The 12213-nt window shown below is 66.9% G+C and carries 11 protein-coding genes; 3 read left to right on the forward strand and 8 right to left on the reverse strand.

The window, feature by feature from the left end; all coding sequences use genetic code 11:
- Nucleotides 1-2 precede the first annotated feature (2 nt).
- Genes ACO07K_RS14875 through ACO07K_RS14905 form a run of 7 tightly spaced genes read right to left on the reverse strand, consistent with a single transcriptional unit; the run spans nt 3 to nt 7461 of the window.
- Nucleotides 3-983: an ABC transporter ATP-binding protein gene (locus ACO07K_RS14875; RefSeq protein WP_422029064.1), complete on the reverse strand. Its 981-nt coding sequence runs from the start codon at nt 981-983 to the stop codon at nt 3-5.
- Nucleotides 983-2029 (reverse strand): extracellular solute-binding protein, encoded by a 1047-nt coding sequence (locus tag ACO07K_RS14880; protein WP_422029066.1) that lies wholly within the window; start codon nt 2027-2029, stop codon nt 983-985. Before ACO07K_RS14880 ends, ACO07K_RS14875 begins: the two co-directional genes overlap by 1 nt.
- Before the next feature lie 22 nt (nt 2030-2051).
- Nucleotides 2052-2867, reverse strand: coding sequence for an ABC transporter permease (locus tag ACO07K_RS14885; RefSeq protein WP_422029068.1), 816 nt, complete (start codon nt 2865-2867; stop codon nt 2052-2054).
- Nucleotides 2864-3739, reverse strand: coding sequence for an ABC transporter permease (locus ACO07K_RS14890; protein WP_422029070.1), 876 nt, complete (start codon nt 3737-3739; stop codon nt 2864-2866). The genes ACO07K_RS14885 and ACO07K_RS14890 overlap by 4 nt, the downstream gene beginning before the upstream one ends.
- Nucleotides 3740-3749: 10 nt before the next feature.
- Nucleotides 3750-5306: a hydantoinase/oxoprolinase N-terminal domain-containing protein gene (locus ACO07K_RS14895; RefSeq protein WP_422029072.1), complete on the reverse strand. Its 1557-nt coding sequence runs from the start codon at nt 5304-5306 to the stop codon at nt 3750-3752.
- A complete protein-coding gene (locus tag ACO07K_RS14900; protein ID WP_422029074.1) occupies nt 5303-6385 on the reverse strand; it encodes a DUF917 domain-containing protein in 1083 nt (360 codons plus the stop codon). The genes ACO07K_RS14895 and ACO07K_RS14900 overlap by 4 nt, the downstream gene beginning before the upstream one ends.
- Complete coding sequence (locus ACO07K_RS14905; RefSeq protein ID WP_422029076.1) at nt 6382-7461, reverse strand: DUF917 domain-containing protein; 1080 nt, start codon at nt 7459-7461, stop codon at nt 6382-6384. Before ACO07K_RS14905 ends, ACO07K_RS14900 begins: the two co-directional genes overlap by 4 nt.
- A gap of 205 nt (nt 7462-7666) precedes the next feature.
- On the opposite strand from ACO07K_RS14905, the gene ACO07K_RS14910 reads away from it, so the two are divergent.
- Entirely contained in the window at nt 7667-8614 is a 948-nt protein-coding gene (locus tag ACO07K_RS14910) for an AroM family protein (protein ID WP_422029078.1), read from the forward strand.
- Nucleotides 8615-8630: 16 nt separating this feature from the next.
- Here ACO07K_RS14910 and ACO07K_RS14915 read toward each other — a convergent pair whose 3' ends face one another.
- Nucleotides 8631-9389, reverse strand: coding sequence for a hypothetical protein (locus ACO07K_RS14915; RefSeq protein WP_422029080.1), 759 nt, complete (start codon nt 9387-9389; stop codon nt 8631-8633).
- A 139-nt stretch (nt 9390-9528) separates the two neighbouring features.
- On the opposite strand from ACO07K_RS14915, the gene ACO07K_RS14920 reads away from it, so the two are divergent.
- Together ACO07K_RS14920 and ACO07K_RS14925 are read left to right on the forward strand one after the other, a co-directional pair.
- Entirely contained in the window at nt 9529-10605 is a 1077-nt protein-coding gene (locus tag ACO07K_RS14920) for an isopenicillin N synthase family dioxygenase (RefSeq protein ID WP_422029082.1), read from the forward strand.
- Between the two features lie 4 nt (nt 10606-10609).
- Nucleotides 10610-12190 (forward strand): ABC transporter substrate-binding protein, encoded by a 1581-nt coding sequence (locus ACO07K_RS14925; protein WP_422029084.1) that lies wholly within the window; start codon nt 10610-10612, stop codon nt 12188-12190.
- Nucleotides 12191-12213: the final 23 nt, after the last annotated feature.

Consider the following 12213-nt stretch of genomic DNA (forward strand, 5'->3'; position numbering starts at 1 on the left):
GGTCATCTCTCCAGCGCGACGGTGTCGCTGTCGTTCCAGGTGAGCCCCACCGGATCGCCCGGCCCCCGCGACGCCCGCTCGCCGGCATGCGTCTCACGCACCAGCATCGATGGGCCGGTGGTGGGCTGGACGCGCAGCAAGGTCGATCCGCCGAGATAGTTCGAGGTCTCGACCGTGCCCGAGAGGCGCGCGCCCTCGGCGGCCACGAGCCTGATCTTCTCGGGGCGTAGCGCGCGGAGTCGGCCGCCCTCGTCCAGGATGTTGATCTCGCCGATGAAGTCGGCGACGAACCGCGTCCTCGGCCGCTCGTAGATTTCGGTCGGCGTGCCGACCTGCTCGACCTTGCCGCCGTTCATCACGGCGATGCGGTCGCTCATGGCCAGCGCCTCCTCCTGGTCGTGGGTCACGAAGACCAGGGTGACGCCCAGGCGCTTCTGCAGCTCCTTGAGTTCGAACTGCATCTGCTGGCGCAGCTTGCGATCGAGCGCGCCCAGCGGCTCGTCGCAGAGCAGCACCGGCGGTTCGACGACCAGCGCGCGCGCCAGTGCCACCCGCTGCTGCTGTCCGCCGGAGAGCTGGCCGGGTTTGCGCGTCTCGAAGCCGGTCAGCGCGACCTGAGCCAGCGCCGCCGCGACCCGCCGCTCGATCTCCGGCTTCGGCACCTCGCGCATGCGCAGGCCGAAGGCCACGTTCTCGGCCACCGTCCGGTGCGGGAACAGCGCATAGGACTGGAATACCATCCCCATGTCGCGCCGGTGCACCGGCAGGTCGGTGATATCCTTGCCGCCAACATGGACGCGTCCCGAATCGGGATGCTCGAAGCCCGCGATCATGCGCAGGCTCGTCGTCTTGCCGCAGCCCGACGGCCCCAGCAGGGAGAAGAACTCGCCGGCGGCGATATCGAGCGTGACGGAATCGACGGCCATGACGCGGCCGTCGAACGTCTTCGTTACCTGATCGAGCTTGATGGCGGCGGAGGTCATTAGCCCTTCAGGATCTTGGTGACGCGGGCGTCGATGTCTTCGCGGCGCGCGTTGTACCATTTCCAGTCGGGCTGGATCAGCGCCGCGACCTTCTCGGGCGTGGTGAGGAGCTTGGCGTCGTACTTGGCGTCGAGCTTCACCTTCTTGTTGGCCGGCGAGTACCAGACGGCCTCGGCCAGCAGCTTCTGCACGTCGGGGCGCAGCATGTAGTCGATATAGGCGAAGGCCAGTTCCTTGACCTTCGAGCCCGGCGTGACGTTCAGCACCTGCTCCAGCGCCAGCACGCCCTCGGAGGGGCTGGCGAAATCGACCGGCTGCATGTTCGGGCCTTCGTAGCGATAGACACCCGAATCGTGGATGACGCCCATCGACACCTCGCCCGACAGCAGCATCTTTTCCATCTGGCCGGTGAAATCCACCAGCTTGATCGGCTTCAGCGCCTCGAGCGCCTTGTAGGCGGCATCGAGGTCGGTGAGGCCCTTGCCGTAGACCTTGCCCAGCATCATCAGGTGCGCCTGGCCGAGGCTGTTCACCGGGATCAGATAGCCGCCGCGCGAACCGGCCAGCTTGGGATCGGCGAGGTCCTTCCACGAGGTCGGCTTGGCGAGGCCCTTGTCGGTGCGATAGCCCAGCCCGATGGCGCTGGTGAAGATCGTGACACCCACGATCTTGTCGCTCACCGCATAGGGATAGACGTCGGCGATGTTGGGCACTTCCTTGGCCGTGATCTTGTCCATCACCAGCCCCTCGACGACGGCGTTCCACTGCTCGTTCGAGTTGGCGTGCAGCACGTCGTAGATCGGGTCGTTCTTCGAACTGACCTGCAGCTTGGGCAGGAACGGGAAGGCCTGGTCGGCCGACACCGTGCACTTGAATTCCTTCTCGAAGGCCGGCAACACCGTGGCCTTCATCACTTCGCCCCACTTGCCGCCCCAGGTCGTGATCTTGAGCGTCTTGGTCTGGGCATGAAGGATCGACGGCGCCCCCACCGTGGCCAGGGCCGCGAGACCCGCACCGGCACGCAACGCTTTGCGACGTGAAATCATGGCAACCCCCTGTTCGTTCCCATCACAGCTTAACGTACGCCTTCAGGCCGATCAGCCTTTCCAGCACCAGAACCACCGACAATGCGAGCAAGATCGAGACCATCGAGGCCGCCGCAATGGCGCCGTCGAGGTCGAATTTCATGTAGTTGAACAGCACCACCGGCAGGGTCTCGCCCTTGGGCACCACGAGGAACAGCGAGACCGGGAACTGGTCGAACGACACGATGAAGGCGAAGACGCCGCCGGCGAACACACCCGGCCGGATCAGCGGCAGGGTGACCTCGAAGAAGACCCGCGTCGGGCTGGCGCCCAGCACGGCGGCGGCTTCCTCGATGCGGCGGTCGAAATTGTGCAGGACGGCCAAGGTCGTGCGGATGACATAGGGCACCGCAACGAGCGTATGAGCCGCGATGAGCCCCCAGACCGGCCGGCCGATCCCCGACAGGAGATAGGCCTGGAAAAGGGCGAGGCCCGTCAGGATCGCCGGCACCATCAGCGGCGACATGAAGAAGGCCGTCAGGACGGCGCGACCCGGCAGGTTGCCCCGCGCCAGGGCGAGCGCGCAGGCGGCGCCGATCACGATCGACAGCACCAGGACCACGGACGCCACCCACAGTGACAGCCAGAGCGCGTTCATGAACTCCGAGCTGCCGAAGAACTTCTCGAACCAGCGCAGGCTGACGCCGACCGGCGGGAAGGAGATGTACGGCGTGGGATTGAGCGCGAACACCAAAACGATGGCGATGGGCAGCAGCAGGAACGCCAGCAGAAACGCGTTGAGCGTGAGATAGGCGGCGCGGCCCAGGTCGAACGGCCGGCGGTTGGGAGGGGCGCTCATGCCATCCCCTGTCCGCCCGCCAGCCGCGCCAGGATGCGGTTGTAGGCAACGACGATGGCCAGCGAGACCAGCAGCAGGATCACGCCGAGCGCGCCCGCAAAGTTCGGGTTGAAGCTGGTGCCGACCTGCTGGGCGATCAGCATGGGCAAGGTGAGCACGTCGGTGCCCCCCATCAGCGAGGGCGTGACATAGGCGCTGATCGACAGCGCGAAGACCAGCAGCGACCCCGCGAGAATGCCGGGCAGGCTGAGCGGCAGGGTCACCTCGATGAAGGCGCGCAGGCGGCCGGCGCCCAGGCTGCGCGCCGCCTGCTCCAGCCGCTCGTCGATGCGGCCGATCACGCCGGTCAGGGTCAGGACCATGAACGGCACGTAGATATGGACCAGAGCCACGATGGTGCCGAACTCGTTGTACATCAGCGGCAGCGGCTTCTCGATCAGGCCCCACTGCATCAGGGTCGTGTTGATGACGCCCTTGTCCTGCAGGATCGTCATCCAGGCGAAGGTGCGCACGACGATGCCGGTCAGCATCGGCGCGATCACCGCCATCAGCACCAGCGCATGCCCCAGCCGCGACTGCATGCGCGCCATCCAGTGGGCGAGCGGATAGCCGATCAGCAGCGAGACGATCGTCGTGATCAGGCCGATGCGCAGGGTCGACCACAGGGCCTCGTGGAAGATGCCGGCCGTGTCGAAGATGAAGCGCTCGTAGTGACGCGTCGTCAGGAAGGCGTTCGGGTTGGTGACGGGATTGCCGGAATAGAACGACATCGCCGTCATCACCGCGAACGGCAGCACGAAGAACAGGACGAACAGCAGCGCGGCCGGGGCGATCAGCCAGGCGATCGGCGACGGGCGGGCGGCGGTTGTCATGCCGTCACGGTCACGCGGTGGCGGCGACGTCGCCCACGACCCGGACGCGGACGCGCACCGAGTTGCCGGGCAGGTAGGCGAGCGGCATGTCCTCGCTCTCGATCGTGTGCAGGGTCGCCCGGTCGGCACCGGCGGCGACGGCGCGGTCGTTGGCGATCTGCTGCGCCGCTTCGATCGCCTCGACCCGGGTCATGTCCTTGAAGATCTGGTCGCATTCGCCCGAGACCTGGGCGATGGCGGCGCCCACGGCATTGGCACAGTCGCCATGCTCGACATGGATGACCTGCGAGACGCCCGCCATCTTCTCGGGGATCAGGAAGGCCCCGCCGCCGACGGCAATCAGGGGCACGTCGCCCGCCTCGGTCTTCATGCGGTCGACCGCTTCCTCCGCGAGGCGCGCTGCCTCGGAGAAGACCCGGGCGCAGGTCGCGGCATCGAGATGCGCCACCTTCGTCCTGTCCCCGAGATCGAGCACGCCGGCCGCCACCGCCACGTCGGTGGTGGTGAGCTGCGTGCCGCCAAAGACGATGGCGTCGGTCAGCAGCCGATAGCCCACCGAGACCGGACCGATGGAAAGCGGATCGAGCACCACGTGGCTGCCGCCGCCCAGGCCGATCGACAGCAGGTCGGGCATACGGAACAGCGTGCGCACGCCACCGACCTTGACCACGGAATTGGCCTCGCGCGGGAAACCGACCTTGAGCTGGCCCACGTCGGTCGTGGTGCCGCCGACATCGATCACCATCGCGTCGCTGAGGCCGGAGAGATAGGCCGCGCCGCGCATCGAGTTCGTGGCGCCCGAGGCAAAGCTGTAGACCGGCAGGCGCCGCGCCTGGCTCGCTTCCGCCACGGTGCCGTCGTTCTGGGTGATGAACAGCGGCGCGTCGATGCCGGAATCGCGGATCGCCTTCTCGAAGGCGGCGATCGTATCGCGCGACAGGTCGGCGAGAGCGGCATTGAGCAGGCCGGCGTTTTCGCGCTCGAGCAGGCCGATGCGGCCCAGGTCGGACGAACAGGTTATGGCCGCCTCCGGGATCACGGAGGCCACCAGCTCGGCCGCGCGCTTCTCGTGGCTGGGATCGAGCGGCGAGAAGACCGACGAGATGCCGACCGCGCGCAGGCCCGCCGCCTTCATCTCGTGGGCCGCCTTCAGGACGGCGGCCTCGTCCAGCGGCATGAACGGGCGTCCGTCATATTCGTGGCCGCCCTCGACCATCCAGACCCCGCCGCGCACCAGTTCGCCCAGATCCTCGGGCCAATCGCAGAACGGCGGCAGGGAGGCGCCCGACGGCAGGCCGAGCCGCAGCGCGGCCACCTTGGTGAGATGCCGGCGCTGCACCACGGCATTGATGAAATGCGTGGTGCCGATCATCACGCCGTCGACCTTCTTCGGCTTGCCGTCGCCGCCCTTCAGCACACCGGTCGCGGCCAGCTTCTTCAGCGAGTCGAGGATGCCCGTCGTCACATCCTGGCTGGTCGGCGCCTTCACCGCACCGGACACCCTGCCCTCTTCAATGAGGACGGCGTCGGTGTTGGTGCCGCCGACATCGATACCGATTCGTCTCATGACGCGAACACGCTCCTGAAGTCGAGATCATAGCCAAAAGCCCGCGGACCGACATGCGCCAGCCCCTCGGGTGTGAGAAAGATGTCGGGACCGGGCAATGCGATCACGGTGACCCGCTGGCCGTAACGCACCGTTTCCGTGCCGACCGCCTCGCCGGACACCGCGTCCAGGACACAGATGAGGTCCGGCGTCATGGCGAGCGCCTCGCCATCCTGCGAGGCTACGATCCACTCGTTCTGGAAATTGATGCGAAGCGCCGATCCGCGCCACTCGTCCATGCCTTCGAGGCGGGCGACGCCGCGAAGGAAGCCCTCCGTCGTGCGCCGCTCCACGTCGACGATCTTGCCCTTGTAGAGAAGGCGTCCCGGCTCGACCGATAGAATGGCCGCCACCGGATCGTCGTGCCTCCGCTGCGCCTCGCGAACGGCGCGGCCGATCGCGATCGCCTTGGTCGTGGTGCCGTGAATGCCCCACTTCTTGACCTCGGCGCCGGTGCGCGGCGGCTGGCAGGTCGGCGCCGTGGAGCCGTATTCGACGCAGATCTTGCGCACGATCCGCTCCGCCCACTTCCACGACGGCACAGTATCGACGATCGATTCGAGGCCGCGCACGTCGACCGCCGTCAGCGGACAGGGCTTGAGGCCACCGACGGCCACCGACGTCATCTGCGCCTCGGGATAGGCCCGGCCCATCGTGTCCGAATCGACGACCGGCACACCGAGATGGGCGGCGACCATGAGCGGCCGCACGCCGTTGCCGCCGCCGATCTCCATGCCCATCACGGCATCGAACCGGCGTCCGGTATACTCTTCCATCAACCGCGCCGCGCGCGCGATCGTCTCGTGATCGGTCAGCCGCTCGATGCCGACGAGCGGCGCGCCCATGTTGGCGATGACGCCGACCCAGTCGTCGTCTCCCAGGTCCGAGGCCGGCATGAGCTGAACCCGGCGCCCCTCGCGATAGAGCACCCGCATGTTGAGCAGCGACAGGTACGGATTGCCGCCGCCGCCGGTGCCCAGGATCCAGGCGCCGACCGCGAGCGATTCGATATCGTCCTCGGTGATGTCCCGCCGGCTCACCCGAAGACGCTCTTGAACTCGATGTCGTAGCTGAAGGCCCTGGGTCCCACATGCTGCAGGCCCTTGGCGCTGAGGAAGACCGGCGGCGGCGGCAGCGCGATCACAGTGACGCGCTGGCCGTAGCGGATGGTCTCGGTGCCGACCGCCTCGCCGGAGACGGAATCCAGAACGCAGATCAGGTCGGGCGACATGGCGATGGGCTTGCCGTCGAGCCAGGCCACGATCCATTCGTTCTGGAAGTTGATCTCCATGGCCGAGCCGCGCCATTCGTCCATGCCGTCGAAGCGGGTGCGGCCGCGCAGGAAGCCTTCGGTGGCCCGCCGCTCCACGTCCATGACCTTGCCCTTGTAGAGAACCTTGCCCGGCTCGACCGAAAGGATCGCCGCGATCGGATCCTCATGCCGGCGCTGGGCTTCGCGCACGGCATGACCGATGGCGATCGCCTTGGTCGTCGTGCCCTGGATGCCCCACTTCTTCACCTCGGCGCCAGTGCGCGGCGCCTTGCAGGTCGAGGCGATGGAGCCATACTCGACGCAGATCTTGCGGCTCACCCGCTCCATCCACTTCCAGGTCGGCACCTTCTCCACGACCGACTCCAGGCCGCGCACGTCGACGGTCGTCAGCGGACAGGGCTCGAGATCGCCGACCGCGACCGACGTCATCTGCGCCTCGGGGTACGCCCGGCCCATCATGTCGGCGTCGATCACCGGGCGCTTCAGGTGAGCCGCCGCCATCAGGGGTTGGATCGAATTGCCGCCGCCGATCTCGAGCGCCATGATCCCACGGAAACGATGGCGCGTGTGCCGCTCCATCAGGTCGACGGCGCGGGCGATGGTGCGGCTGTCGGTGAGGCGTTCCTGCCCGACCAGCGGTGCGCCCATGTTGGAAACCGCGGCGACCCAGTCGTCGTCGGCCAGTTCCGACGCCGGCATGAGCTGGACGCGATGGCCCTCCTTGTAGAGGGCGCGCATGTTGAGCAGGCCGAGATAGGGGCTGCCGCCGCCGCCGGTGCCCAGCACCCAGGCGCCGACGGCCAGCGATTCGATGTCGTCGAGAGTGATGTCGGTCAGGGGCATGGGCCAATTCTTCGGGCGCGTTCGCTCTTGTCGGGTCAGACGAGGTCCGCCGGAGCGAGACCTTGCAAGATCGGGACCATCGACGCAGCGTGTCTCGTCGCGTCAAGGGTTCCAGTCCGCATGACATCCTGCCCCGTATTCAGGCATGTCTATGGATCGAGCAGTCAGTCATCAATACGTGCGAACACGTATGGGGAGAACGCAGTTGGGGACCAGGCGCACGCCGCGCATTGCCGTGATCACGATGGGCCACGCGCCGCGGCCTGACGTGATGCAGGAGATAGCCCCCCTGCTTGGCGATGCCGAGTACGAAGAGTTCGGCGCCCTCGACGACGACCCGGAGTCGACGATCGCGCGCATGGCGCCGCGCGGCGACGAGCTGAGCTACCTGACGCAGCTCCGTGACGGCCGGCACGTCATCCTGGAAGCCGGCTTCGTGACGAGCCGCACCGAGACACTGGTCGCAGCGCTCGATGGTCGCGATTACGATCTTCTCATCCTGGCGATGACCGGCATGCGGGCGCGGCTATCGACGCGGACCCCGCTCATCCACGGCCAGGACGCGCTCGATGCCTGGATATCCGCGCTGGTCGCCAGCAACTCTCGGATCGGCATCATATTCCCGCTGGCAAGCCAGCAGTCGGCCGCCAGCGAAAGCGACTATGGCACCATGCTGAAGAGCTCGCTGGCGACCATCGGCAGCAGCCAGAGTTCCGACCTCACGCAGGCCATCGACCGAGTCTCCGGCGCCGACCTGATCGTGATGAACTCGGTCGGTTATACCGGCGAGATGGCCCGGCAGGTCGCGCGCACCAGCGGCAAGCCGGTCGTCACCGCCTGCCGCATCATCGGGAGTACCGCGCGCCTGCGTCTGTCGGAGATCGCCGGCAAGCCGCTCGATCTGCAGGCCACGACCTATACCGGCGCTGAACTGCTGCGGCGACTCCCGCAGCCCGCCCTCGAAACGCTTACACGACGCGAGACGGAGGTCCTGGTCCAGGTGCTCGAAGGCGCCGCCAACAAGTCCATCGCGCGGACGCTGGGTATCAGCCACCGCACCGTCGAGATCCATCGCGCCCGCGCGATGCTGAAACTGGGCGCGACGTCGACTCCCGAGCTCATCCGGCGCGCCTTGAGGCAATCGGAACGCTGAGGCCCCGCGGCCGACCTCAAGGCGCGAGCGGCGGCAGGGCGGCGCGGATCGACTCGCTGGAGATTTGCATGAAGCCGGAGAACGGCTGGACCATCTCGAGGATCAGGAACAGGGCCGCCGACGCCGAAAGGGCCACCAGCGCGAGCGCCACGGCCGATGTCGGATTGACCGGCGAGAACAGGCAATAGCTGGCGAACAGCACGGTGAGCCAGAAAATCAGGACGATGAGGGTCGGCACCGGCAACCCGGACCTCGACTGTTCGTATAGGGCGAGCCTGGCCTGCGACGTCGAGACCGCCAGCTGCAGGGCCTCCCCCACGAGAGCCGATTTCGCAGGGGTTCCGATGGGCAGGGCGTGAAGGGCTGCATAGAGCCTCGACGCCAGCGTGCCGCTGCCATACAGCCCGGCACTATCCCTCGCCTCCGGGTCACCCCAGATCCGGTCGATCATCTGGCCGACGGTTTCCCTCAGCATCACGCGGATCGGCTTCGCTTCCGGGCCGTATTGATCGAGCACCGCGTCGAGCAGGATGAGGTTGGCGGCAATCTGGCGGACTTCGCCGCGCTGGGCCTCGTAGCTGCTGCTCGCCGAGTTGATCAGGAGGCCGAGGACCAACGCCGCGATCGTGCCCACCAGGCCGGCCCCCAGTCGAACGATGTCCCGGGCATGGTCGTCGAGATGATGGTCCGGCAACAAGCGGCGCAGCACTGCACCGATGACCGCGCCGAGGAGCATGACCCCGCAAGCCGCGAGCGAGATCCAGATGGGCTGCACGAAATCGACCTTTCCTGGGACCGCAGGAACGGGCGGCCTGCAGAATTCTAGCACTCCTGCGAAATGCATACGGCTTGCTTTTTGCAGGGCTTGCAGCCCGCGTGATAGCGTCTGTGTGTAGCGTATTCGGAGGTCGTCGATGCAGCCAACCGTCCAGCCCGTGACCGGGCAACCCGTCGCCCCGCCGCTGATCGGCGGCGAGATTCCGCTGATCGATGTCTCGGCCTATCTCGCGGGCGCTCCCGGCGCGGCGGAGAAGGCCGCGGCCGAGCTGCGCTACGCCTTCGAGAATGTCGGCTTCTACTATCTGGCGGGTCACGGCGTGCCGCAGAAACTGATCGACGCCACCTACGAAGCGGCGGCCCGCTTCCACGCCCAGCCGATGGAGGCCAAGCTCGCGGTCAAGGTCGACGAGCACAATATCGGCTACATGCCGATCGCCCAGAAGGCGCCGCCCAACGCGGCCGCGCAGGGCAAGAAACCCAGCCAGAACGAGGCCTATTTCCTGCGCCGCGAGCGCGACTCCAACGACCCGGACGTGATCTCGGGCCGCCGCTTCCATGCGCCGAACAAGTGGCCGGCCGACCTGCCCGGCTTTCGCGAGACCGCGCTCGAATACATCGCCACGCTCGAGAAGCTCTGCCAGAAGCTGGTGAAGCTCTACGCGCTGGCGCTCGACCTGCCGGAAACCTTCTTCGACGCGAGCTTCGCCAAGCCGCACATGATCCTGCGCATGTCGCGCTATCCGCAGATCGACGGCACCGACGAGAGCGTCGAGAGCCTGGTGCCGCACACCGACTCGGGGTTCATGACGCTGCTGCCGCCCAACAAGGTGCAGGGCCTGTCGATCCTGCTGCCCGACGGGCGCTGGATGGATGCGCCCGGCATCGAGGACGCCTTCGTCGTCAACGGTGGCGACATCCTCCATCGCTGGAGCAACGAGCGCTTCCTGTCGACGCCGCACCGGGTGCGCAACGTCTCGGGACAGCTGCGCTACGCCATCCCGTTCTTCTGCGATCCCGACCACGACACGATGATCGAGTGCCTGCCGTCCTGCCAATCGGCCGAGACGCCGGCCAAGTATCCGCCGATCAAGTTCGGCGACTATGCGCTGTGGTTCGCCGCCCAGCGCTACGGCCACATGTCGAAGGTGGCCGCGCCCTCCGAGGCCGAGATCGCGCCGGGCGAGCGCGCCACCTCCCGCTGGCAGGCCTGAACCGATGCGCCTTCGCGATCTGCTCGCGGCCGGCTCTGCCGCCGCCTTTCTCCTCACCTCGCCCGCTTTCGCCCAGACGAAGACCATCAAGGCGGTGATGCATTCGGACCTCAAGGTCCTCGACCCGGTCTGGACGACCGCCAACATCGTGCGCAACCACGGCTACATGGTGTGGGACACGCTGTTCGCGATGGACGAGAAGCTGCAGGCGCAGCCCCAGATGGTCGACACTTGGACCCTGAGCGACGACAAGCTCACCTACACCTTCACGCTGCGCGACGGGCTGAAGTGGCATGACGGCAAGCCGGTCACGCCCGAGGATTGCATCGCCTCGCTGAAGCGTTGGGGCGCTCGCGATTCGACGGGCGTGAAGATGCTGGGCTTCGTCTCCTCGTTCGAGCCGGTGAGCGACAAGACGTTCAGGATCGTGCTGAAGGAACCCTACGGGCTGCTGATCGATTCGCTGGCCAAGCCCGGCGGCTCGACCCCGCTGATGATGCCCAAGCGCATCGCCGACACCGATCCCGCCAAGCAGATTTCCGAATTCATCGGCTCCGGGCCGTTCATCTTCAAGGCCGACGAGTGGAAGCCCGGCGACAAGACCGTCTATGTGAAGAACCCCGACTACAAGCCGCGCGCCGAGCCCGCGTCGGGCCTGGCCGGCGGCAAGGTCGCCAAGGTCGACCGAGTCGAATGGCTGGCCATTCCCGACCATCAGACTGCGGTGAACGCGCTGCTGGCCGGCGAGATCGACTATATCGAGGCGCCGCCGCACGACCTGAAGCCGCTGCTGCTGGCCGACAGGAACATCAGGCTGGAGGTCTACAACAAGATCGGCGCGCAGTACGTCTTCCGCTGGAACACCGTCGTCCCGCCCTTCGACAACGAGAAGGTCCGGCGCGCCGCCGAATACGCCTTCGACCAGAAGGCCTTCCTCCAGGGCGTGATCGGCGACGACAAGTATTACCAGACCTGCGACGCCATGTTCGTCTGCGGCACGCCACTCGAGTCGAACGCCGGCATGGACGGGCTGGTGCGCGGCAACTTCGCCAAGTCGAGGGAATTGCTCAAGGAGGCAGGCTACGACGGCACGCCGATCGTGATGCTGCACACCACCGACATCGCCGTGCTGACCAATGCCGGTCCGATCGCCAAGGACCTGCTGGAGAAGGGCGGCTTCAAGGTCCAGATGGTGCCGCTCGACTTCCAGGCCATCGTGGCGCGCCGCCTGCGCAAGACGCCGCCGCAGGATGGCGGCTGGAACGGATTCATGACGGCCTGGCTCTCGGTCGACATGATGAACCCGCTGACCAACAGCATGCTCACCGCCTCGTGCGACAAGGCCAACTTCGGCTGGCCCTGCGACGCCGAAGTGGAGCGGCTGCGCGACGCCTTCGCGCGAGCACCCGATCTCGACAGCCGCAAGAAGATCGCCGCGGAGCTGCAGGCGCGCGCCATCACCTATGGCACCCACGTTCCGCTCGGCCAGTACACGCTGCCGACCGCGACGCGTTCGGACCGTCTGAGCGGTGTCGTGACGAGTCCAATTCCGGTATTCTGGAACATCGAGAAGAAGGGCAACTGACGCCCCGTCAAGCAGAGGCCGAC

It is taken from the genome of Reyranella sp., from assembly GCF_965228225.1.
Lineage (GTDB): Bacteria > Pseudomonadota > Alphaproteobacteria > Reyranellales > Reyranellaceae > Reyranella.

Coding starts and splice junctions, on each gene's coding strand:
- ACO07K_RS14925 (WP_422029084.1), top strand. CDS start 10,610: ATGCGCCTTCGCGATCTGCTCGCGGCCGGCTCTGCCGCCGCCTTTCTC.
- ACO07K_RS14885 (WP_422029068.1), bottom strand. CDS start 2,867: ATGAGCGCCCCTCCCAACCGCCGGCCGTTCGACCTGGGCCGCGCCGCC.
- ACO07K_RS14895 (WP_422029072.1), bottom strand. CDS start 5,306: ATGAGACGAATCGGTATCGATGTCGGCGGCACCAACACCGACGCCGTC.
- ACO07K_RS14920 (WP_422029082.1), top strand. CDS start 9,529: ATGCAGCCAACCGTCCAGCCCGTGACCGGGCAACCCGTCGCCCCGCCG.
- ACO07K_RS14880 (WP_422029066.1), bottom strand. CDS start 2,029: ATGATTTCACGTCGCAAAGCGTTGCGTGCCGGTGCGGGTCTCGCGGCC.
- ACO07K_RS14905 (WP_422029076.1), bottom strand. CDS start 7,461: ATGCCCCTGACCGACATCACTCTCGACGACATCGAATCGCTGGCCGTC.
- ACO07K_RS14875 (WP_422029064.1), bottom strand. CDS start 983: ATGACCTCCGCCGCCATCAAGCTCGATCAGGTAACGAAGACGTTCGAC.
- ACO07K_RS14890 (WP_422029070.1), bottom strand. CDS start 3,739: ATGACAACCGCCGCCCGCCCGTCGCCGATCGCCTGGCTGATCGCCCCG.